Annotated in this window: 22 protein-coding genes and 1 pseudogene; 9 read left to right on the top strand and 14 right to left on the bottom strand. The window is 43.6% G+C overall.

The annotated features are described in order from the left end of the window. The 8 genes and pseudogenes from J7545_RS12260 to J7545_RS12225 form a co-directional block, all read right to left on the bottom strand. Positions 1-191: pseudogene (locus J7545_RS12260) on the bottom strand (hypothetical protein); the annotation flags it as partial. A gap of 155 nt (positions 192-346) precedes the next feature. Next, positions 347-769 carry a GrrA/OscA1 family cyclophane-containing rSAM-modified RiPP gene (grrA, locus tag J7545_RS12255; RefSeq protein WP_318698131.1) on the bottom strand — a complete coding sequence of 141 codons (423 nt, stop codon included), beginning with the start codon at positions 767-769 and terminating at the stop codon, positions 347-349. 60 nt (positions 770-829) lie between these two features. After that, positions 830-1,585 (bottom strand): DUF554 domain-containing protein, encoded by a 756-nt coding sequence (locus J7545_RS12250; RefSeq protein ID WP_318698132.1) that lies wholly within the window; start codon positions 1,583-1,585, stop codon positions 830-832. 80 nt (positions 1,586-1,665) lie between these two features. Then, a complete protein-coding gene (locus tag J7545_RS12245) occupies positions 1,666-3,300 on the bottom strand; it encodes a trypsin-like peptidase domain-containing protein (protein WP_318698133.1) in 1,635 nt (544 codons plus the stop codon). A 97-nt stretch (positions 3,301-3,397) separates the two neighbouring features. Beyond that, the gene (locus J7545_RS12240; protein WP_318698134.1) at positions 3,398-3,862 is read right to left on the bottom strand and encodes a hypothetical protein; all 465 of its coding nucleotides are present in this window, start codon (positions 3,860-3,862) and stop codon (positions 3,398-3,400) included. A gap of 68 nt (positions 3,863-3,930) precedes the next feature. After that, on the bottom strand, positions 3,931-4,269 hold the full coding sequence (locus J7545_RS12235; protein WP_318698135.1) for a type II toxin-antitoxin system PemK/MazF family toxin: 339 nt from the start codon (positions 4,267-4,269) through the stop codon (positions 3,931-3,933). Continuing rightward, complete coding sequence (locus J7545_RS12230; protein ID WP_318698136.1) at positions 4,256-4,483, bottom strand: CopG family transcriptional regulator; 228 nt, start codon at positions 4,481-4,483, stop codon at positions 4,256-4,258. The genes J7545_RS12235 and J7545_RS12230 overlap by 14 nt, the downstream gene beginning before the upstream one ends. Before the next feature lie 200 nt (positions 4,484-4,683). Further along, positions 4,684-5,427, bottom strand: coding sequence for a hypothetical protein (locus tag J7545_RS12225; protein WP_318698137.1), 744 nt, complete (start codon positions 5,425-5,427; stop codon positions 4,684-4,686). A 258-nt stretch (positions 5,428-5,685) separates the two neighbouring features. Between J7545_RS12225 and J7545_RS12220 the strand changes: the two genes are divergently transcribed. Beyond that, positions 5,686-5,856: a hypothetical protein gene (locus tag J7545_RS12220; RefSeq protein ID WP_318698139.1), complete on the top strand. Its 171-nt coding sequence runs from the start codon at positions 5,686-5,688 to the stop codon at positions 5,854-5,856. Here the strand turns inward: J7545_RS12220 and J7545_RS12215 are convergent. Further along, positions 5,844-6,839, bottom strand: coding sequence for a carbohydrate kinase (locus J7545_RS12215; protein WP_318698140.1), 996 nt, complete (start codon positions 6,837-6,839; stop codon positions 5,844-5,846). The genes J7545_RS12220 and J7545_RS12215 overlap by 13 nt on opposite strands. 268 nt (positions 6,840-7,107) lie before the next feature. Between J7545_RS12215 and J7545_RS12210 the strand changes: the two genes are divergently transcribed. The 8 genes from J7545_RS12210 to J7545_RS12175 all read left to right on the top strand — a co-directional run bounded on the left by J7545_RS12210 (position 7,108) and on the right by J7545_RS12175 (position 12,856). After that, on the top strand, positions 7,108-7,386 hold the full coding sequence (locus J7545_RS12210; RefSeq protein WP_271940846.1) for a helix-turn-helix domain-containing protein: 279 nt from the start codon (positions 7,108-7,110) through the stop codon (positions 7,384-7,386). Further along, on the top strand, positions 7,387-7,707 hold the full coding sequence (locus J7545_RS12205; protein ID WP_318698141.1) for a hypothetical protein: 321 nt from the start codon (positions 7,387-7,389) through the stop codon (positions 7,705-7,707). It begins immediately after the preceding gene. Next, entirely contained in the window at positions 7,707-8,981 is a 1,275-nt protein-coding gene (gene hisS, locus J7545_RS12200; protein ID WP_318719610.1) for a histidine--tRNA ligase, read from the top strand. The genes J7545_RS12205 and hisS overlap by 1 nt, the downstream gene beginning before the upstream one ends. Before the next feature lie 129 nt (positions 8,982-9,110). Next, a complete protein-coding gene (locus J7545_RS12195; protein WP_318719609.1) occupies positions 9,111-9,302 on the top strand; it encodes a hypothetical protein in 192 nt (63 codons plus the stop codon). A 104-nt stretch (positions 9,303-9,406) separates the two neighbouring features. Continuing rightward, positions 9,407-9,622, top strand: coding sequence for a hypothetical protein (locus tag J7545_RS12190; protein ID WP_318719608.1), 216 nt, complete (start codon positions 9,407-9,409; stop codon positions 9,620-9,622). A 53-nt stretch (positions 9,623-9,675) separates the two neighbouring features. Continuing rightward, a complete protein-coding gene (locus J7545_RS12185) occupies positions 9,676-11,085 on the top strand; it encodes a hypothetical protein (protein ID WP_318719607.1) in 1,410 nt (469 codons plus the stop codon). A 24-nt stretch (positions 11,086-11,109) separates the two neighbouring features. Further along, positions 11,110-11,916, top strand: coding sequence for a hypothetical protein (locus J7545_RS12180; RefSeq protein WP_318698145.1), 807 nt, complete (start codon positions 11,110-11,112; stop codon positions 11,914-11,916). 151 nt (positions 11,917-12,067) lie between these two features. After that, positions 12,068-12,856 carry a radical SAM protein gene (locus J7545_RS12175; RefSeq protein ID WP_318719606.1) on the top strand — a complete coding sequence of 263 codons (789 nt, stop codon included), beginning with the start codon at positions 12,068-12,070 and terminating at the stop codon, positions 12,854-12,856. A gap of 9 nt (positions 12,857-12,865) precedes the next feature. Here J7545_RS12175 and J7545_RS12170 read toward each other — a convergent pair whose 3' ends face one another. The 5 genes from J7545_RS12170 to J7545_RS12150 all read right to left on the bottom strand — a co-directional run bounded on the left by J7545_RS12170 (position 12,866) and on the right by J7545_RS12150 (position 21,381). After that, a complete protein-coding gene (locus J7545_RS12170; RefSeq protein WP_318698147.1) occupies positions 12,866-16,840 on the bottom strand; it encodes a helicase-related protein in 3,975 nt (1,324 codons plus the stop codon). A 10-nt stretch (positions 16,841-16,850) separates the two neighbouring features. Next, complete coding sequence (locus tag J7545_RS12165) at positions 16,851-20,021, bottom strand: hypothetical protein (RefSeq protein ID WP_318698148.1); 3,171 nt, start codon at positions 20,019-20,021, stop codon at positions 16,851-16,853. A gap of 241 nt (positions 20,022-20,262) precedes the next feature. After that, positions 20,263-20,718: a lasso peptide biosynthesis B2 protein gene (locus J7545_RS12160; protein ID WP_318719604.1), complete on the bottom strand. Its 456-nt coding sequence runs from the start codon at positions 20,716-20,718 to the stop codon at positions 20,263-20,265. Positions 20,719-20,741: 23 nt separating this feature from the next. Beyond that, the gene (locus tag J7545_RS12155) at positions 20,742-21,098 is read right to left on the bottom strand and encodes a DUF86 domain-containing protein (protein WP_318698150.1); all 357 of its coding nucleotides are present in this window, start codon (positions 21,096-21,098) and stop codon (positions 20,742-20,744) included. After that, entirely contained in the window at positions 21,088-21,381 is a 294-nt protein-coding gene (locus J7545_RS12150) for a nucleotidyltransferase family protein (protein ID WP_318698151.1), read from the bottom strand. The genes J7545_RS12155 and J7545_RS12150 overlap by 11 nt, the downstream gene beginning before the upstream one ends. Positions 21,382-21,428 lie beyond the last annotated feature (47 nt).

The following is a 21,428-nucleotide window of genomic DNA, read 5'->3' as shown; positions in this document are numbered from 1 at the left end:
GCTCCCGCTTCGAGTAACTTTTTCTGCAAAGGTGCTTTGTAAGTTTCTGGGTCGCTCTCATGTTCTTCTAATACCATTTCGGCCTTCGGTTCCCCAGCAAACTTGCGCTTAATCAATGCCTTTAGCCCTTGATAAGCATCCGGTGCAGCATCACCCGCCGCTTTAGCTGCACCTGCTACTAAGGCTGCCATAATTAAAGCAAGAGGCTCCATATTGTCTCTCCCATCAGATCGATTATCTACAATTCCCGGCTTCCCCTATTATGCTCGTTCTGCCCTCTAAACTTCCCTATCTTCTGCATCACGTATAGCTGTAGGGTGCATGAATAACGCACCCCTCGAACAGATTACCGCTTACGGAAATGAACAAAACCGCCGCCATCACGCCATCCATTTCGCCATCCACCATTGCGGAAACTACCCCCATTGCGCCATCCACCATTGCGGAAACTGCCCCCATTGCGCCATCCATTGCGCCATCCGCCATTGCGGAAACTGCCCCCATTGCGCCATCCACCATTGCGGAAAACATTACGAAATTGTGCCAGATCTTGGCTCCGTTGTGTCTCAGATGACAGGGGATTCCTTTCTAAATCCAGTTGGTGTTCTCTATTTTGCAAAGTTTCGGTTAATCGGTTTAATCGCTGTTCGAGATCAACGTTAGCGCTAGAGAATTCAGATAAATTACCGGTAGCGTTGGCTGGTGAAGCGCTTAACGTGGATAGAGTTAATAAAAACCCGACTAATCCCTTGGTTGTGCTACTTTTCATGAATAACTCCTTTGCATAGAATGCTTTGAAACGATAGCATTGGCTAGATTAGGGGGTAAACTAAGACGCGATAAGACTCTGCATTGCTTGCGCGATCGCATAAATCAACGGTGCTAACGCTAATGCGGGCAAAAATGATGCAATTCGCAGTTTACCAATATTGAGCAAATTCAAGCCTAAGCCTAACATGATAATTCCACCGACTCCAGTCACTAGGAAAATTCGGGGGTCGTTGCCTGGATCGGGTAAGATTTGAGTCAGGCTACCCGCTAGTAAGGAAATGCCCCCTTGAAAGATGAGGATGGTAATGATGGAAAACCCCACTCCAATCCCATAACTTCCGGTGAGCGCAATGGAGACTAACCCATCCATCGTTGCTTTCAGTGTCAGTAAACTATCATCACCTGTGAGTCCATTATTGATCGAGCCAATCAACGTTAAAGGGCCGACACAAAAGAGTAAACTAGCCGTAACAAACCCTTCCGTAAACCGTCCTCCTCCGCGAAACCAAATCTTGAGTTGAGAACCAATAGCATTGAGTCGCTCTTCCAGTTGCCACCATTCTCCCAATAAGCCACCCAAAGTTAAACTAAGCACCGCTAACACCACCCCATCAACCTGTCCCGCTTGCGCTTGAGTTAAACTTCCAGCTATACTCATCCCCAGATACAGGGTAATCAATCCCATCCCTTGAGTAATGGTGGATTGAATGCGTTGGGGCAGTTGATTTTTCAGCAGTAACCCTAACCCAGTTCCCACTAATACAGTTGCCACATTCATCCAGGTTCCACTGGTTTTTAGCCAAAAATCAAACATCAGATTCAACTCACTCACTGACTGTCCAATAAGATATCATTACTTGTAGCAATTACCTATTATCTTGCGCAAAACGGTAATTAGTTTGACTGACGTTGCCAAATCAATATCTCGTTATTTAAACCTCCAGAAATGAGTCTTTGATCGTTGGCACTCAAACCCAGAGAAATGACATAATCTGAATGTTTCTTGACTGTAGATTGTAACTGACCGGTCTGTACATTCCAAAACCGAATTGTCTTATCCCAACTACCACTAATGAGGGTTTGGTTATCTTCCCTCAGCGCTAAAGACCAAACCCCATCGGTGTGACCTTTGAGGGTTCGTTGTAATTCCCCTGTGGCTAAATTCCAGATGGTAATGTCTCCTTCTCCCCCTGCACTAGCGAGGGTTTGACTATTGGCACTAATGGCTAGAGCGAGAACCGATAAACGATGATTTTCAAGAATATTGACTAACTTAAATGTGGGCAACTCCCATACACGAATGGTGGTATCTTGGGAGCCACTAATCAACCATTTTCCATTGGGCGAAATAGCTAAGGAACTAATTAATCCTTGATGACCAGGAAGAGTTTCTATGGTTTCATAGGTGTTCAAATTCCAAATGAGAATCTGTTGATCCCATCCTCCAGAAACGAGGGTTTGACCATCGGGCGTTATGGCTAAAGCAGAGACTGCATCTCGATGACCGGTGAGTTTTTTTTGTAGCTCTCCAGATTCGAGATTCCAGAGCTTAATGGTGCGGTCTTCACTGCCACTGATGAGGGTTTTTCCATCAGGGGCGATCGCCAAAGCATTGATGGCTTTTTGATGACCTGTTAAGGTGTTAATTGGCTCTCCAGTGGTTAAATTCCAGAGAACGATCGCCCCATCACTATGGCCACTGACCAGTAGTGCATCCCCTAACGAGGCGATCGCCACTGCACCTAAAAATCCCCCCTCCCGTTGTAGCGTTTGGCTTAACTGATACCCTCCTGCAACAATGGCTTCAGTCGCTGGAGCTGGGATTTCACTCAGCACTGCCCTAGAATCAGATGCTGTTGGAATCGGTTTTTCCGCGCTCTCCCACCAGCTTAAAACTCGATCGAGTTTAATCCCTGTGGCAACCACTTGATCCGTATCTTCGACTAATTGAACCAACCGATTAATACCAATTACTTCACCTCGTTGATTTAAGACCGGGCCGCCACTCATGCCCACCCGCACCACATTGGTATAATTTAACGGTAATTGTGTTTGATCCACCCCTTGCAGCAATTGCACAAATTCCCCTTCTGTATTCACAAAAATCCGTTGACGAACCGATCCTCCAGACCTTGGCCAACCGGCTACATAAGCTAGATTTCCTGCTTCTACTGCTTGCGGGTTACCGATGTTTGCGGTGCGATAGGTCATTTCACTATAGAAGGCCAGCACGGCAATATCTTCTCCAGGCATTCGCAACCGATGGGACGACCCCACCTGATAGCGATCGCCATCGGGAGTAATAATGGTATAGTCTCCCGGTTGATCCACTACATGGGCATTGGTGACCACATAATAAACCTGATTTTCAGTAGCGAAAAGTACACCGCTTCCTCCCTGGGGGCCTTCAATGCGAACCGTAATTTCTGAGGCAATGCGGTCAATTACTGGATTGGCAAGACTGGGAAGGCTAAAAGCTAGGTTAGGGGCAAGACTCAGAAGAGCAGCAGAGAGAAAACGAGTATACATTTCAATTAAAAATTTTTGTGTTTCAGGTGGGAAATTATCGTAGGTGGGCAGGAGAATAAGCAACAGAATTCAACGTTATAACTCTATCTTGCCCACTTTACCTGGTATGTAGACGCTGTTGGAAACGGATGATTACAGCTTGAAAAAATGGCCATTGATAATATTCAAACATGAGCCAAACTACTAGGAATAAATGGGTAAAGAAGGTTAGCCCAGTCCAAAATAGGGGAAACCACGCGCCGCTACTTTCGGGATCGGGCGGGAAGATATAAGAACCTAATCCAATTAAAATAGGAGGAAGGAGGATCGGGGGAAGGCTTAACAGCCAGAGAATTTGGGATTGATCGCCCGATCGCATCATAGCAACGTTAATCCAATTTTTACCCGTCCAGTACCAGGAAAAGGGGCGATCTCCATCTGCCAACTGAAGAGTTTGCTGTTGCAGATTTGCACTAAAGATATGACGGCAAAAGTTACAGGCAAATGCATCCATCAACGTCAGTGCAGAAATCCTTCCATGGCGACATAGAGGACAGGTGTAGGTGTCATGGGTATTGAGCATGGCAATTAAAAGTTTTTGGCTTTTTCTGGTTCATTAGGGGGTCAGTTTTTGTGGGATCGCGAGTGCATTTAATCTAACTCCAAGTGGAGTTTGAGAGCCATATCTACTCGTTGCATCACTTCCTGACTCAAAGAACCCACTGCATTTGCACCGATCCGTTGTTTAGAAATGGTTCGCACCTGTTGTGCTTGCACTTTGGAAAATTTGGGTAAACTGCTATCTTCTGGATTGATGAAAACCTCAAACGGGTAAACACGAGTTACATTAGAGGTGATGGGTAGAATGGTCACTGTATCAGCAGTGCGATTATTTGCATCGTTACTTACTATGAGTACGGGACGGCGTTTATCTATTTCAGAGCCAACTTTAGGGCTGAGATTCGCATAGTAAATTTCACCACGTTTCATCGGTTAATCCATCGGTAACTGTAATATCCCAAGCCGAGTCAACTTCGCTAGATGCTTGTCGGTAAGCGGATTCTAGTTCTTGATTTCGCAACAAGTCTAACGCTAATTCTATGACTTGGTCAGGGGATTGACATCCTTTGGCAATTTTGTAGCTCTCAATAAAGTGTACTAGCGATGTTGGTAAGGAAATTGAGATTTCTTTAGCTGGCGACATCTTATATCAATTCAAAATTAAAAATGGGTATGGGTTGGGGAGAATTGCCCCTAGGGAGGCTCATAACAGGATCTCCAGGGCCCTTTCACCCCTTTCACCCCTTTCACCCCTTTCACCTCCATTCAATCGTAGCAAACCTTTAAAGATTTGATCTCAGTAATGGGTAATTCTAGATATTTAGGGGGTTTGAGTCTGGGTGATTACGGGCGATCGCTGACGGTTTTGATAAATTCCTTACCATTTTCTTCTAAGACTACAATTGGATTACCACTAGAGGCAATTTCAATTCGTTTGACTCGTATTCTCCCATTTGATAAGAATTCTCCAGCCACCACATAGCGAGAGGTTGGTTCATCAGGAGCCTTAAGAATTGCCCGCATCCCATCCGGCAGCTCTGCCACTCCTGTTACTTTTACGGCTTCTGCTCCCGATGGTGTTACAGGACTCGGAGTGGGGATAGGCTGCACTTGAGCGACTTCAATCGTTTGGGGAATTGCTTGGACGCTGGGATTGGGTTGTACCGTCGGCAATTGGGGGGATGGAGTTGGGATCGGAGCCGGTAAAGGGATAACGGGTAAGGGTTGAACCGGGGAGGGGGCTGGGTTGGGTTTGACTGTCACTTCTGGGGTTGGAGTTGGTGGGGTTTGTGTTACCTTAATCTGGCCCGGAGTCACAATAGGATGGGTGTCTAAAGGACTGAAGGGGTCTCGCTGCCCTTCTTTGAGTTGCGCTAACCGTTCTTCAGCCGAAGTTGAAGGGGTTAATTGGGGAATTTGGGCTAAGATTTGGCTCTTCTGTTTGGGAGTAACTTGGGGAGAAGGAGGAGGAGTAACGGCAACTTCTGACTCCATTACAGCCTCCTCTTGGGATACCTTGGACCCACTACAGCCGAGTGTCCAGAGTAAAGAAATGCTGATGGTACTCATCCACAGGAAGCGATTCATTGTTAGATCTCCCAATCTTGCTCTTCATCATTCAGAATACCGCCTCTTGCCTGAATTGCAACGTAGTGGAGAGCATAGGGGAAGATGGAGACACGGGAAGGTTCCGTATTGCCCTTTCCTATAAGTTTTGTAACAATTTCCCCAATTTTGCATAAAATAACCGTCTTTTTTCTGAGATCCCTATAGAGGCCCTTGTTAATGCTCTGAAATCCCATCCTCCTCGGATGGGATTTTTTCTACTCAAGAGGAGAGAGTTCCATGTTCTGGCCGATCGCCCTTTTTGCTATTATCGTCTTTCTCTGGACACAAGAAACCTTAGTTGAAAAACCGAAGAAGAAGAAAACCCCAGAAGAAAAACTGGGAGAGGCGATCAGCGAATATCTCAAGTCAGGGATTAGAATTCGTACAGAAGAATCTCAAGATAAATAGTCCGTGGTAATCCCCTGTTCTTGGAGAAAGGTTTGTACCTGTTCAGCCGTCGGCTCAGGGGCGATCGCTCCAGGTTCAACAGTGGTTAGAGCGCCAACGGCTGCTGCATAGGTAACAATTTCCTTAACCTTCTGGGGATCTTGCAAGCTGGAAATCTGGTATCGATTCAGTTGATGAATCAAACCCGCTACAAATCCATCTCCTGCTCCTGTTGTATCCTTTACCGATACGGCAAAAGCCGGTACACTTCCTTCTCCTTCTCCGATCGCATAATGGATCGGTTTTTCTCCCCCGGTAACCACCACACCCTCTAAATCAGGAAATCGGTCTCGGATAGCCAATGGATCGGTCATATCCAATAAAAACTCGGCTTCTCGATCGCTAACTTTTACAAAATCTACTTGAGCTAATAAATCATAAATTAAGGGTTTGGCTTGCTCGGAATCGCGCCAAAAAACGGGTCGCCAATTCACATCGACGACCAGTTTCAGGTGATATTGATTAGCAATCTCTAACGCTTTATGGATCGCTTCCTGGGTTTGGGGATAAGCCAGCTCTAGGGTTCCCAGGACTAGATATTGAGCATCTCTAAATAAATCTATAGGGAGCAGGGAAGAATCAAGATAGGCATCCGCGAAGGCGGTTGTATCTGTCTCTCCAAAACCTGCGAAATAGCGATCGCCATTATAGGAATGAATCACATAAACCTGTCGGGTGGGGGCACTAGCATGTCGTTGAACGCCTTGGATATCAACCTGCTGTTCTTGGAGAAAATGTACCAAGCGATCTCCCGCCTCATCCGATCCAACACTCCCAATAAACGCTGATGGCGTACCCAACTTGACTAACCTACACGCTACATTAGCAGGAGCGCCGCCTGGATATGGAGTCCAGGACTTAACTTGATCGTAGGGTAGTCCAGCTTTGTCAGCCAGACAATCGAATAAAAGTTCACCTAAGCACAGAACCTGAGCTGTATTCATAGAAAATTTTGCCGTAAGCCTAGAACCCTCAGTGTACTACTATTCCCGGTTATTATCACCAGGAGGATTTTTGCTCTAGCGGGGATCGTAAGCTAGTTCTAGCGATCGGACTGATGGAGATTTTTCTGTTGCTAGGCAAACGATCGAAAATGGCTTGGCTTAATCACCAATCAAGACCACAATAAATGGCAAAGATAGAATTAAGTTATAGTTTAAGTAGATATACTAAAGCCAATATGCTTTCCCTTAGTAGAGATCCATAATCACTATGACTGTTAGCGAACCAATGAAGTCCATATCCCTCTCCGACCGTGAAATTCAGGTAGTAGAACTGGTGGCAATGGGATTAGCCAACCAGGATATTGCCGAAAAACTCGAAATCAGTAAGCGCACGGTAGATAATCATATTAGCAATATCCTCAAAAAGACCAAGACCGATAATCGGGTGGAATTAGTTCGATGGGCAATGAAATGGGGTAAAGTATGTATAGATGAGGTCAATTGTTGCATTTTACCCGCCGATCCGACACAATCCGAAGACGTATAAATGTCATCTTTACCTATGAAATCCCAATCTGCATCTATCCTGGATTCGGCTGTAAATCAGAAACGCAGAATCCTGAGTTGGCCTAAGTTGCCCCTAGCGGTATACCGTGAAATTGCAGCCCATTTACGTCAAATTGATCGTGTGAATACGGGGCTGTATTCCCAATCTAGCTCGGAGTTTAATTATTATTTAAGCCAGGTTGGGAGTATGTGGCTCGAATACCCGGAAGATATTGGGGCTGAGGATTTGGCCCGTATAGATCAAATTTTGGCGTACTATAGCGATCGCTATGGTGTCTGGAAATCAATTGACGAAAACTAATGGCACAACTGCAAGGTATACGAGGAACCCGCGATATTCTGCCGGATGAGGTAGCCAGATGGCAGTGGGTGGAAGCAATCGCCCGGAAAGTTCTGGCTCAGGCTAGATACCAGGAGATTCGCACGCCCATTTTTGAGCAAACGGAATTGTTTGCCAGGGGAATTGGGGAAGCGACGGACGTGGTGGGAAAGGAGATGTATACCTTTACGGATCGCGGCGATCGCTCAATTACCCTGAGACCCGAAAATACGGCGGGAGTCGTGAGATCCTATATTGAGCATAGTCTCAGCTCGAAAGGCCTTCAGCGTCTTTGGTATATCGGGCCCATGTTCCGGTATGAACGGCCACAGGCTGGACGACAAAGGCAGTTTCATCAATTGGGTTTGGAGGCTATTGGCAGTGCCGATCCGAGGGCAGATGCTGAGGTAATTGCCCTTGCCACCCAAATCCTTAAATCTTTGGGTCTAAAGTCCCTGAAATTAGACCTCAATTCTGTCGGCAACCGGGAAGACCGTGTTCAATATCGTCAAGCCCTTGTTGACTATCTTACTCCCTATAAAGAAGAGCTGGATGCCGATTCCCAAGATCGCTTAACCCGCAACCCTCTGCGGGTTTTAGATAGTAAGGACAAGCGCACCCAAGAAATTGTCCAAAATGCGCCCAGTTTATTGGAGTATTTAGGGGACTTTTCCCGCACCCATTTTGAACAGGTGCAAACCCTACTGGCTGATTTGGGCATTGACTATGAAATTAATCCTCGTCTCGTCCGAGGACTTGATTACTATACCCATACCGCCTTTGAGATTCAATCCGACGATTTAGGTGCCCAAGCCACCGTTTGTGGGGGCGGACGCTATGACGGATTAGTCGCAGAATTAGGCGGCAAAGAGACCCCAGCAGTCGGTTGGGCGATGGGATTAGAGCGATTAATGATCTTGGTGGAAAAACTGGCTCAGGTTCCAGACTCTACTCTAGATTTTTACCTGATTTCCAAGGGAGAATTAGCCCAGCGCCAATCCTTGAAGCTGGCTCAGGGGTTGCGCGAAGCTGGATTTTCTGTGGAACTAGACCTGAGTGGCGCAGCGTTGAAAAAACAAATGGCTCGTGGCGATAAAAGTGGCGCGATCGCCTGTCTGATTTTAGGCGATCGAGAAGCCGAACAACAAGAAGTGCAACTCAAGTGGATGTCCGCCAAAGAACAACAAACCCTGGAACAAAGCGATCTGTTAAGCAATACGCCTTATTTACGTCAACAACTCGATAAGCATTGTTAGGGGCGATCGGAACCCGATTAAACCCGTTGTCGTCGTTTTTTTTGAGGATCTCAGGATTAAACTCACTAATCCTGAGAATACTTTTATATACTGTAAGCATCGCCTGTTCAGTCAACTGAAAGAGGTACAATGGAGAATCTAAATTCAATAGCAAAAGAAGAACAGCACATCAGCAATGTAAGCTCAGGTTCTGAATGGAATCGAGAAGAGAAAATAATCAAAAATCAAAAAGCGATGGAGATCCTCAAAACTATGATAGCTTGGAATCGTCGCAAGGAAACAACTGAGAAAGATTTAGAATTTTGGCGATTTGTTTATTAAACCATCAATAATCATCGTCCTGTTGGACAAAAGCTATTTTCTGAGAATAATGGAAATTAGATGATAGTTTTTATAAATAGTTCTATCTTAGGTATGCTTTAGATGTGTTATACAGAGCAGTAAAAATTGGGTCAGAGGCTCAGTCTCAAAGAGGGCCGACAGCGCCTCGTGAAGCCCTAGATATCGATCGAATTATTGCCGCTCACTACAAAATATTAAAAGAAGAATATCCTAGGCATTATATGGTAATTGCCACTAAAAATATCAAATATTTGAGTCGTTTTTCTGAAGCAAGAGATTGGAGAGCAATAAAATCATAATACATGGTTTGATTGCCATTTGAAACAACTATATTTTTGAATTATTGATTACTATGTCTGTGATTCCTCCGTACCTGATCGTCTTTACCATTGCCTTAGTGATCCTTCCTTCTCTGGGTGCAATTCTCTTAAGGATGGCACTCCATCTCCATCTTACCGTTCTTTCCCAAAAAGTTCGGCGACTGATTCACTGGCAACCTCTCAACCGTAAACCGGAAATTATTGAATATGTAGAACAACGGTATGCAGAATCGATTACTCGGTTAGAACAAGTCAACACTGGAGCGCTGATTGACCAAGTCTATAGTCAAGAGCAAGTTCTGTTTTTATCCTGCGATCAAATTGAATATTTAGGGCGAATTTTACCCAACTTGTTATTATCTGTTGGGTTACTAGGAACATTTATTGGTATTACCTTAAATCTGACCGCTTTAAGTGAAACCATCAGTAATACCACAGCCATTGATATTAACAGCTTACTGGAAGCTCTGCAACAACCCTTACAAGGCATGGGAATTGCCTTTTTTACTAGCCTAGTCTCCATTTTGTTTAGCGCCGTCTTAACCGTCGTCAATGGACTGTTTAATACCGCGATCGCCAAAACCAAATTTGTTGATTCCCTTGAAGACTATCTCGATAATGTTTATCTGCAAACCTTAGAAAATAATACCCGATTTGACCGCATTATTCAAGGAATGAATCACTCTTTTGAAGGATTTCTCAACCGATTTGGTCAAATGGTGAGTGCTTCTGTAGAATTAGCCCTCAAAGAAAAAATGGAAGAGTTAGCGATTGAAAATCATCGTGCCACAGAACTGGCAGAAAAAGTTTATAGTCGCTTAACGGAATCCACGTTAACCATTAGTCAAAGTACCGAAGAATTTAAGCAATCGGCCGATCGCTTCTTAATCGTCGCTCAACGATTAGAAAACAGTCCGTTTCCTCAAAGTCTCACCGCAGCTACGAACACGTTAGGAGCGCTTCAGCACAGTTTTGATCAATCCATTAACAGTTTAACGACTTCTGTACAAACCATTGAAATTGCTGCTTTAGAATTACAAAGTTATAGCAAACGATTAGCAAAATTTGGCGATCAAATGAGCCAAAGCTATTCTACGTCCCTAAAAGTACTGGAAAGCCAACAACAGAGTCAGCAATCTATTCAGAATATGATGGCTCGATTGCAAACCGGAACTCAGGGATTTGAAATGGCGGTAAAAGCAGTGGATCAACTGCAACGACGCACAATTGCGAAAGCGGAAGATTTAGATGAGTTGCAAGCGGAACTTAAACAAGTGGTCATCGCTTTAAATCAAGTGACTCGCGTTATTCAACAAGGATTGGAAAGTTTTGGCACTCAGGTGACGACTTCAGCACAAATTCAAGATAATATTCAACAAATGAAAGAAACGCAGACCGAGCTGCTGAGACTGCGCCGCGCTTTAGAAAGTAAATCGAATTAAAATTACCCATTACCCATTACTAGCATGAGTCGTCGTAAATCTCGTTCTCTAACCAATCAAGAAGATCTGAAAATTTGGACAGCGTTTACAGATTTAATGTCCAATGCGTTTATGATTTTAACGTTATTTTTGCTCTTGGCGTTAATTAAATCCTTCTTTCTGAAGTCAGTTTCTGATGCCAATGTTACCCGTTCCCAAGAATTAGAGTCCCAATTAGCCAATTTGCAATTAGAGTTAGATAGCCGAACCAGTGCGGTACAAGGGTTAGAAGGTCAAGTTGCGAACCTGCAAGATCAATTGCAACGACGGGAAAATGTGGTGCAGAAATTGCAAGGGGAAATTGAACGGTTAAAATCGCCTCCGGTGATTGTTTTACGAGAGTCGCAATCGAGAAGTTTTCCGTCGGGTAGTGCAGAACTTGCACCAGATTTCCAACAGTACATTTTAGAGGATTTGGTGACACAAATTGAAAGTTTTGCCCAAAATTATCAGGGCTATGTGGTGGAGGTGATTGGTCATACGGATGGTCAAGAAAATAGTGGCAGTGCGAGTAATTTAGACCGAGTTTTAGAGGATGTGGTGGAAGGAAGTGCGTCGGTTTCTCGGTTGAATCCGGGATCGAATGCTGATTTAGGGTTGATGCGTGCGCTTGCGGTGGTGAAGGTGTTGGAAAGTAATCCCCGTTTGCAGTCGATGGGGTTACAGTTTAAGGCGTATTCTGCGGCTCAATTATATGGAGTTTCGGGCAATTTTTCGCCGACGAATGGTGGGGATAATCCCAGTCGCAGACGGATTGAGATTCGGTTTACTCCTCCTGCGGTGGAGCGATGATGGGGGGATAGGGATGCTCCCTTCTCCCTTCGACTCCGCTCAGGGAGCGGGAAGGAGCGAGGAAGTTTTCATCCTCCACTGGGCTTTTTTCAGGTTTCCGTCACAATAGAGGGGGAAGCATGTTTGTTGAGAACAGATGGAGATCAAGGAAATGGTAATGACAACGACGGAATTTAAGAGTGTGTATGGACCGGTGGTTTCTTGGCGTTATGGGCGATCGCTAGGCATAGACCCGATTGGTCAAACTTCGGTTTGTTCATTTAATTGCGTCTATTGTCAGTTGGGAGAGATTGAGGTGGTGACGCAAAAGCGAGATATTTATGTGCCTACAGAAATGATTTTGGGGGATTTACAGGGGTTTGCACCTTGGGATGTGGATGTTGTGACGCTCAGTGGCAGTGGTGAACCGACATTAGCGTTAAATTTAGGGGAAATTTTGCAAGGGATTCAGGAAATGACCCAAAGACCGACGCTGGTGTTAACTAATGGTACGCTGTTGGACGATCGCCAGGTACAAGCAGATTTACGATATTGCGATCGCCTTTCCCTTAAACTAGATGCTGTTACTGCTAAACCCCTCAACCGCGTCAATCGTCCCGTAGACAGCTTGAATTTAGAGCAAATGTGGCAAGGAATGCTCGACTTTCGCCAACACTATGCCGGAGAAATTGGTGTACAAACCATGATTTTGACTCCTTGGGATGCAGAAACTCGCCATCAGTATATCGAGATGATGAAAGCCTTATCCCCAGTAGAAATTCAACTCAATACTCCGTCTCGTCCAAAACCCGTCAAACGGCAATTAGATGGCCGTGGGAATCATTATGATGAGAGGTCTTATGAGGTGAAACGGTTCAAATGTGTGGAGCCGGAAGTCTTGCAAGCGTTTGCGAACGAAATCGAGCAAGAGACGAACATTCCCGTCCGCTATCGAGGGTAATCTCAAGGGTCAATGTTCCTGAGTGTTGCCGTATTCGGGGTTTAAGTCATCTTCGAGTAACAAAATGTTCAGAAGATTTAACTCACTCGATGCCATGAAATAGCGATCGCTAAACACCATTTCTAAAGGCTCAAAAACTTTCTCTCCTGCTACGGCAACCCAAGGAAACTCTTGATACTTAGCGATAACCGGTATTACCAAGCCTTGAGGAGTTAAGGATCGACCCAAGGCTTTCCTCCAACTTTCTGGATCTTGTAGCTCCTGTTTTCTATAGTCTTCTTCTAAGTGTTCATGCCAAAAATGAGGATAGTCTAGAGGCAACCCAATTCTAAAACTTTGTGTTTTCAAATCTTGAAAAACTGAATATTCACAATCTGCTGTTTCCCGACTTAAAAACTGATACAATTCTTTAGCGGGATGTTTGAGCTTGGGAGGAATTTTATTTCGATAATCGAAGAGGTATTTCAATCGTTTTAACAACTGTTGTCTCTGTTCTTCTAACTCAGGATTCCAAATCTGAAAATTAAACCGTTCCATAGCTTGGCGATCTCTCCACTCTTCTATCCAGAATGGGCCAATTGCAGTCAAGTTTTCTGAAATTATCCATTTGTCATGGTTGAAATTCAGTAATAATTGATTCTCTGGAGCAGAAATAACTTTGATAAAATTGTCAAGGTTCTGATAGTGAGTATAGGATGTTTTTTCAAGGCCTTTTGAAAATCCTTTTAACTTGAAATCAGAAAATATTTTATTCGTTATCTCCAGAGCTTTTTTTGCCACGCCTTTACCTTGAATATTTTTGACACGAGAATCATAAATGAATACAGGAGCTTCATCAACAAAATTCCACAGTTCTTCAGCCATTAAACTCAGCAATTCTTCATCCCCGATTGCTCCAACAGGTACAAATGCAATTCTCTGTTTCCTCAGCCCTGCATCTCCTTTAATGCGAGTGTGAAGTGTTGAACGGAGCATCATTAATAATGTTAATAAATCACTGGTTTGACGTAACCAGACTCTCTTGGAGTCAACCTCTTCATCAATGACGATATAGTCATTAATAAGCATCACCAATTGTCGTGCAGTATTATCTCCTGAAACTTGCTCTTGAGTCTCTGGATCGGTGTACATTCCACGACCCCGATAAATCAGTTGGGCAATCTCCATTAAACTGGCCTCAATATTAAAGCGGGGAATTGCAGCAATAATCCAATCGGTTCTTGGAAAAGAGACCCCTCGCGCTCCAGAAGAAGTCATCAAAAAGATGCGAATGCGATCGCGATTTTCTTCTTGGATTAACTTTAAACGCCGATCAGGTGGCACACTTTGATCTAAGACGGCAACTTCTTTCTCTTGAAGGAGTGCAGATTCACCAACTGTTAGCTGCTCCTCTAATTTACGGAGAAACACTTTATCTTGAGCAAAGAAAATGATTTGCTGTGCTTGTGCTTTCAAAGCTCGATTGATTTCATCGGTTACCTGGTTTAAAAAATGTTCCTTATGTTGCTCTCGAATGGCTTGTCTGATAGTTTGCTTATTCCCATCCGGTTTTGTTTGGAGAATAACCTTAGAAAGATGAATCCGATAGTCTATCTTCAGCTCAGTGGCTGGATAACTATTGGTCATCACATGCAGCATCGGATATGTCTTTAATCCGATTTTAGTCTGGGTAGCGGTGACTCGAAATGCAGATTCATTGTGACTTTCGCTGATTAAAACCTTATCCGGAGCATACAGTTTTGATAAGGATGTATTGCGCTTATCTATATCTGGATTGAGAAAGCGATTGAGAACAACTTCATTAGAGAGGGAAGCATCAGCAACAATCAAAATAACTTTAAAAGGGGATTGCTTCCCCTCAAAAGGACGGATAAATTGCTGTTCTAACCATTGTCCTAACTCGCGAACAAAAGGCGCTCCTGCACCATCTCCCGCTAACTCATCAACCATAACGACGATAGTTGGAATCTGTTGAGAAAATTTCAGACGTTCGTTTTGTCCCGGCTTGGTATCGGCTTTTTTAGCAAATAAGTTACTCAGAGCATGGACTGTGGTTTTGCTATTCTGTTTTCGATAACCTTGAGTGGCAGCAGTGAGGACGAAACGATTAAATTTAGGATTGACTTCTTGCAGCTTTCGTGCTGACTGAGCTAAAGTTTTCAACACACCAGGACGGGAGCGCAGTTTGTTTTGATCTTCCCGTTCGGAAAGACTGGCTTTATAGTATTTAGAATGCACGAAATTACTATCAATTTCGTGTTCTTGTTCGGGGTTAATAAAGAGGATATTGCACTGGGGTTGGTTGAAGTGTTCTAGACCATCAATAACTACGGCACTATCAATAGCTTGTTTTTTACCTTCTTCAGGTTGGACTTTATTGGCATACCATTTGGGAGCTAAAGAAATCAAATGAGAATTGGTAGTCAAGGTAGCAATTCCGGTGAGTTTACCTTCTTTTTTCGCCAGTTTAGTTGTGACCTCCCGATTAATAACGACTCGCGGACTAATATATAAAAAGAGAAATCCTTCAGATTGTTGGTTGAGAAAATCAATGACGGCCGTGGTTTTACCAATTCCAGGATTGCCTTCTAAGGCGATCGCATTAATCCGACCTCTTTGGGCACATTTGAGACCCGCAACAACTGCCGCAGCATGGACGTGACGTAAGGGAACCTGTGGACTTGATGAGCTATATCGATCAAGAATTTGACTAAATTGGGCTTTTGGATTCTCCCCTAAACAAGAACAGAGCGCTGGGGTTTCTTCAATAGCAGCGATCGCCTCTTCCCGTGAAAGAGGTTGCATCGGATGATAAAATCTCTCCACCTGTTCCTGAAAGGTGAAACTGATATCCTCTCCCACCTCTGGCTGATTTTTCAAGGCTTTCACTTGATCCTTGAATTCCTTTGGCAAAGACTTGAGTAATTTATTGAACACCAACTGAATTTCGGTATCAAGTTTTTCATTCGGTTGAGTGGGCTGGTTTCGATAAGCCTCCCCTAGGGATTTCATCAGAGTTACCCTAGGATCGATCGCTCCATTCTGTGTATCTGCCCTAAAAAGAGCTGCCAAACTTTCAAATCCATTCGGCGTAATGGCGATCGCCCGTCCCAAACAAGAGCCTCCATCCAACCGCTTGTGAGTGTAGAGTAAACGAATTAGGCGATCGATATAAGATGAAGCCTGACAGAGTTTATACAACGGCTTATCCTGACTACTAAACGCGAATAAATGATTCGCCAACCTAGGAGAAAATGACAATCCCTCTCCCTCTACCTCTGCTCGTACCCTGGAAAACACACCACGAGACTCCATCAAGCGAGCATACCGACTAATCTCGTCTAAATGAGCTGGTTCTTGCCTAAAATCCGCTAATTTTCCTGGGGTATTATACGAGAATTCCAAACAAACGATCGTATTTCCAACCTTCTGTTTTTCAGCTTCCTCTTTTTGACTCGGTTGCTCACTTTTCCATCTTCTTGGTATTTCCGTCTTCTCCCTAGATAACCATAAGAAAAAATCAGCCCTAGCAGGCTGTCCCTTATTCACTAAAGCTAAATCTGGTTGCCCGGGTAACCCAAAAGCCTTTTGAAAAGTCTGAGCAGTCTCTGTTCTTTCTTCATCAGGTAGTGAGGGTTGTCCAGGAAGCACCAGAGGACACCAAATCGCATCTAGTTTAGGGCGATCGACCGAAGAATATTTCAGACACTCTCGCATCGCCGTCCAGCCCAAACCATATCCCAACAGCCACAAATGTCGCATCATCGTACCCACCCATTCTTTCGCTTCTGGGTCAGTCAGAGACAATTTTTTTTCTAATTGCTGACTAACTTGACCCACTCTGATTGTTTTCCAAGGAGTCAAACTTTGATGTTCTCGATCGAGTAGCTTTTGCTCAATCAGGTAAAGTAATACGCCCCGTTTAACCGCAATTTCAAAACCTTGACCCCATAAAGAAGCTTGTTCTAAAAAAGAAACTGCCATTTATGTCCTCCTATGCAAAATGCGGACTATGCAAAACACTAGAAACTCGACTCAGTAAAGCCCGATAACTCAGAAAAACCTTTCCCTTGCGACGGCTATGTAAAATTTCCACCTCTCCTGCGGTTTCTGTTGTCGTCGGCGAGATCCAACTAAAGGGATCTAACACAGGCATTAATTGCCCCTTTTGTACTCCTCGTTCTGCTTCTATAAAGTGCAATCCTCGCAGCATACTCATTAAACCAGGATGAATCGGCGATCGCCCTTCCGGATTAATCAAATGTTGACGAGCGCGTTCTGTCCAGTCAATATTACTTACTCGTTGGTCAGACACTAGAAAATAGACACAAAACCCTGATTGCGGACGCTTTTCCGGTTGAATCGCATAGAGTGTCGCAAAAGTATAAACAGGAATAATTTCCCGCCCGCGAACTTCCTCACCCAGTCTAGAAAAAGTTCCATGATGTCCCGCTCGTAAAATTTCAAAGGCAGCTTCATTTGGCTCTCTCTTATGTAATCGAGTTGCAGGGAAAATATCTCGCACCATTGGGTAAATCGTCAGATTGGGAAAGGACTCAAACAGAGACTCCAGAAATCTTACAGGATTTAATGAAAGATTATAATCAGCCGCTCGATTAATCCGTCGACCTCGATAGGCATGGGATAACAAAATAATATGTTTACATCCTTTATCCTTGAGGTTATTAATCTCTTCTTGAACCAGTCGCTGAGTGTAAGATACTCCTCCAGAGTTCAGATCGATAATATCTGACTTCATTCTAGCGTGCTGCAACTTATAACCTTCAAACGGTTGATTGATTTTTGTGGCATAATAGCTTTGACTGAGTAATAGCTCACTTTTGTCAAAATTTCCCACGTCATCACAGGGGCGAGTAGCATAGGAAATTAAACCAATGTTGGGAACATTATCTACTGTAGGGGTAGAAATCGCCACCGGAAACGCACTAATCAATGCCTGAAACGATCCCATTTTTTTAGAATTCTTTTGATCCTGATTCGCATTTTTGAGTACCATGCCCTGCATCCGAATTGGAATATCTTCTGCTAAAGCCGATTCAATCGCTTGAGCAGCTCCATAAACATAGTATTCTCCATTTTGAGAGCGTTTATTTTCATCATTTCTCTGTCTTCCAGACTCTTGCAGTCGTAACATTAAGACTGTAAATTCTGATGGATCTATTTCCTTAATTCTCCGAATAATGCGCCATAAATAAGTGTAAATCAGAACAGAAAATCCAGCGATCGCCCCTGCATGATACTGTTTACTCTTTTCAAGAGGTTGTTGGGATTGATCTTGTTGGGTTTGTTTCTTAGGAGTTCGAGTTAGGTATTTGATATCATATTCCACTTGTATCAAAGCAGGCATAGATAACTCTTGAGCATTCCTAGTCGAATCAGACTGCCTGTAAACCCAGTTTCCATTTTCTTTCTTACCATCATAAGGAACCCAGCGCACTTGCAGGATTTTGGGTGTGAATAATCGTTGGGCTTGGATTGAATTTGACTCCCCTTGAGCGACTAAATTATACTCGGATAATTGAGTATTTACTTTTACCGAAAATAGGAGATTGGGCGTTTCTGGGCGATCGCAAATTTCTATCTGCTTAAACCAGTCTTTCTCGTTAGCGAAGAGATTAGCAGCTCCAGATTCGGCGACCTCTAAGCGATCCCAATTAATAATATCTTGCTTAACACAAATAAATTGTTGATCTAAATTCCGTTTAACTTGATGAATAATCTGAGAGCGTTTTTGACGTAAAATCCCAATGAGAATTTCAGCAAGTTCACTTATGGACTTATCCTGACTCAATAATTTTTTTAAAAGTTCTTGAATAAACTCTTTACCTTGAGATTTCAACTTATTGAGAATTTGAGCCATGGATTCATTGACTGAGGTCTTATTCTCTCCAGGAAGCACTACAGCTAGAAAGATCAGTTCAGCTAAACGAAAGCGAATAATATGAGCTGGAGTAGGTGAGTTCTTATCCTCATTCAACAAAGCATCTTTGATTTTATCCAAACGAGCAGCAAAAGCCGATTTACCCGCGTCAGGATTTTGTCCATTAACTCGAAACCGATAGCTGACCTCCCGCACTATATTCTTGTCCACTTTTTGTTCAAAAATTTGAGCCTTCGCTTCTGGCCAAACGGGTAAACAGGAGTAAAAAATCGCCTTCCTGAGTTCTTCTTCTAAGTTGAATTCTGCATCACTGCCAAAATGGACAGTTAAATCGACACTATACCCTCTGTTTTGAGCTGATTCAAACAGCTCTAAAACTCGATGTATATATTCGCTCAAATTTCTCTTGTTAGAATTAGTAGAGTTACTGATCGTGGATGCGATCGCCTCCATAATCCTGAACGTAATCTTCAGACGCACTCGTGCTAATGCCTTATCTTCCAAAAAATCTAAAAATCCCTGGACTTGACTATTCTCTCCCTGCTTTTCGGCCTGTAAACTCTGCAATGCTACATTAATATCGTCTTCATCCGTATCCTGTTGTTCTAAATACTCACCAACCGCTTGCAGCATTCGTTCCCAGCACGCTCCTGTCTGCACTCGTTCAATAGCAGAAATCACCCTAGCATGGGGAACCGAGTTAGGTCGATCTTCTATCGATTCAAACCCTAACGGAATCAGAGTTGCTGTGTGAGGTCGATCATTTTTGAAAGAAGTGCCAATATTCTTGGATAGTGTTCTCAGTTTTTCCTCTGGTTGATCCAGAAGCAGTGAAGATAAATTTCTATCTTCGGGTAAAGCTGCATCAATCGAGCGATCGATCTCCTCTATAAGTTTGACCAAAACATCACGTAACCTAGAATTATTCCCTTCAGTTAAATGTCCCCCAAGATAAGCACGAGTTCCATACCGTACATCGGTTAAATCTTTGATAAATCCTCCACCATGTTGCGGATTAAAAGATTTTTTGAATTGAGGATGATTAAACAACCTAAGAAGAATCGCTGAAGTGCAGAGTCTCAGGCGCTGGTTTTGGGCATCAAAAATTAATGCAGCTCTATCATTGAAATGGTCACTTGATGGGTTTTCTCGATCATTGCTGGGTGAAATTACTCGCGTCAGTAGCTCCACTAAAGTCACCAAGTCAATAGAAGGTCTGGGTGAAGTGGCTTGAACTTCAGCCCCTCTTTCTCTTGAGTTCATATTTATACTCTCCTCTTATACCAGTCTTACGACTGCTTCACCAGTTTAAGTGAGATCGCTTAAACCCGTGGATTCCCCATAGCACCAACTTAAATATACCTGATGCAATCGACAAAACTCAAATAATAATCAATTTCTTCATAGTTATCCTTTGTTTTCCCATGATCAATAGTGGCGATCAATAGTGGTAAATTCCAAGAGACATGGCATAACTTGCCAAAGCCAGATCTCCAGGTCTACCCTAGGGAAGAACTATGACTCCATAGCGATCGCGCACATCTTGAGTATCATTGATTGCCCAACCTTGCCATTCCACCCAAGCATGGGCGGCGAATTCTCCCTGTTGCTGCTGTACTCCAATGCGTAATTGGCTCTCAATTCCCTGGTGACGTAATAAACTCCAGAGGACGAGGGACTGTTGTAAGCATTTTGCCCAAGGTTGGTAATACTTAGCGGCTAATCGTATAGCCTGATTCACTTGTCGCACGCGATAGACTAGATTATCCTCAATTTCCACATTCTCTGTTAATGGGAAGAATTGGGATAAACGAGCTTGAGTAGACTTAAACCCCCACCATTTCAGGGAAAGGGTAACCACAGGTAACCAAAACAGAGCCTGCAATAAGAGCGATTTTACCACGCCATCTAGACTCCAGAAACTGGACAATTTACGCATCCCTAGCTTCAATCGGTTCATCTTTCTAGCACCTAACCTCAAATCTATTCTTCTCCTATCTCTTGCTGCAATAGCGTCTCTAGCATGGCAACTACAGCAGGTAAATCTTCATAGATAGTTCTCCACATCCGGTCAAGATTAACTTGAAAGTATTCGTGAACCATCACATTTCTCATATCACGCATCGAACGCCAAGGGATTTGCAGATAGCGAGATTGAATGGAGTCTGGCACATTAACAGCAGCCTCGCCAACAATCATAAAGTTATAAAGAATCCCGTGTAAAACCAAATCCTCCATCTGTTCAAACTGCTCATAACTTATCCCCGCAGTTGCTTGTTGAATGCGAGCGATCGCATCTAGAATATCTTGTATCCTTAATCGCCATGGTCTAGAAGGCACGAATCATCCCCTTCAGAACCGGTTCTCGTAAATGTTCTCGCAAGGAATCTGCTGTTCCCAAGTCTATATCACAACCAAATAGATCTTCTAGATAGTGTTGTACTTCAAATAATTGAAATAATCCCCCTGGCTTCGTAAACTCTACGAGAAAATCAATATCGCTATCAGGTCGTGCTTCGTCTCTAGCGACTGAGCCAAATAAATCCAGAGACTTGACTCCCAATGCCTCTAGTTCTTGCCGATGACTGGTTAAGGTTGTCAGTACCTGTTCTTTTGATGTCATAGTGCTGTAACGCTCTCAGCTAAATATGTATACTTTTTTATAATCTA

This window comes from Roseofilum sp. SBFL, from assembly GCF_017746885.1.
Lineage (GTDB): Bacteria > Cyanobacteriota > Cyanobacteriia > Cyanobacteriales > Desertifilaceae > Roseofilum.
Note: the sequence above shows the minus strand (reverse complement) of the source record. Positions and strands in the feature narration are given on the sequence as shown.

What these genes read in the sequence shown, in the direction of transcription:
- grrA (WP_318698131.1), bottom strand. Translation starts at nt 769, where the DNA reads ATGAAAAGTAGCACAACCAAGGGATTAGTCGGGTTTTTATTAACTCTA.
- J7545_RS12250 (WP_318698132.1), bottom strand. Translation starts at nt 1,585, where the DNA reads ATGTTTGATTTTTGGCTAAAAACCAGTGGAACCTGGATGAATGTGGCA.
- J7545_RS12235 (WP_318698135.1), bottom strand. Translation starts at nt 4,269, where the DNA reads ATGAAACGTGGTGAAATTTACTATGCGAATCTCAGCCCTAAAGTTGGC.
- J7545_RS12160 (WP_318719604.1), bottom strand. Translation starts at nt 20,718, where the DNA reads ATGAACCGATTGAAGCTAGGGATGCGTAAATTGTCCAGTTTCTGGAGT.
- hisS (WP_318719610.1), top strand. Translation starts at nt 7,707, where the DNA reads ATGGCACAACTGCAAGGTATACGAGGAACCCGCGATATTCTGCCGGAT.
- J7545_RS12165 (WP_318698148.1), bottom strand. Translation starts at nt 20,021, where the DNA reads ATGAACTCAAGAGAAAGAGGGGCTGAAGTTCAAGCCACTTCACCCAGA.
- J7545_RS12220 (WP_318698139.1), top strand. Translation starts at nt 5,686, where the DNA reads ATGTTCTGGCCGATCGCCCTTTTTGCTATTATCGTCTTTCTCTGGACA.
- J7545_RS12185 (WP_318719607.1), top strand. Translation starts at nt 9,676, where the DNA reads ATGTCTGTGATTCCTCCGTACCTGATCGTCTTTACCATTGCCTTAGTG.
- J7545_RS12240 (WP_318698134.1), bottom strand. Translation starts at nt 3,862, where the DNA reads ATGCTCAATACCCATGACACCTACACCTGTCCTCTATGTCGCCATGGA.
- J7545_RS12225 (WP_318698137.1), bottom strand. Translation starts at nt 5,427, where the DNA reads ATGAATCGCTTCCTGTGGATGAGTACCATCAGCATTTCTTTACTCTGG.
- J7545_RS12170 (WP_318698147.1), bottom strand. Translation starts at nt 16,840, where the DNA reads ATGGCAGTTTCTTTTTTAGAACAAGCTTCTTTATGGGGTCAAGGTTTT.
- J7545_RS12230 (WP_318698136.1), bottom strand. Translation starts at nt 4,483, where the DNA reads ATGTCGCCAGCTAAAGAAATCTCAATTTCCTTACCAACATCGCTAGTA.
- J7545_RS12195 (WP_318719609.1), top strand. Translation starts at nt 9,111, where the DNA reads ATGGAGAATCTAAATTCAATAGCAAAAGAAGAACAGCACATCAGCAAT.
- J7545_RS12215 (WP_318698140.1), bottom strand. Translation starts at nt 6,839, where the DNA reads ATGAATACAGCTCAGGTTCTGTGCTTAGGTGAACTTTTATTCGATTGT.
- J7545_RS12210 (WP_271940846.1), top strand. Translation starts at nt 7,108, where the DNA reads ATGACTGTTAGCGAACCAATGAAGTCCATATCCCTCTCCGACCGTGAA.
- J7545_RS12205 (WP_318698141.1), top strand. Translation starts at nt 7,387, where the DNA reads ATGTCATCTTTACCTATGAAATCCCAATCTGCATCTATCCTGGATTCG.
- J7545_RS12150 (WP_318698151.1), bottom strand. Translation starts at nt 21,381, where the DNA reads ATGACATCAAAAGAACAGGTACTGACAACCTTAACCAGTCATCGGCAA.
- J7545_RS12175 (WP_318719606.1), top strand. Translation starts at nt 12,068, where the DNA reads ATGGTAATGACAACGACGGAATTTAAGAGTGTGTATGGACCGGTGGTT.
- J7545_RS12245 (WP_318698133.1), bottom strand. Translation starts at nt 3,300, where the DNA reads ATGTATACTCGTTTTCTCTCTGCTGCTCTTCTGAGTCTTGCCCCTAAC.
- J7545_RS12180 (WP_318698145.1), top strand. Translation starts at nt 11,110, where the DNA reads ATGAGTCGTCGTAAATCTCGTTCTCTAACCAATCAAGAAGATCTGAAA.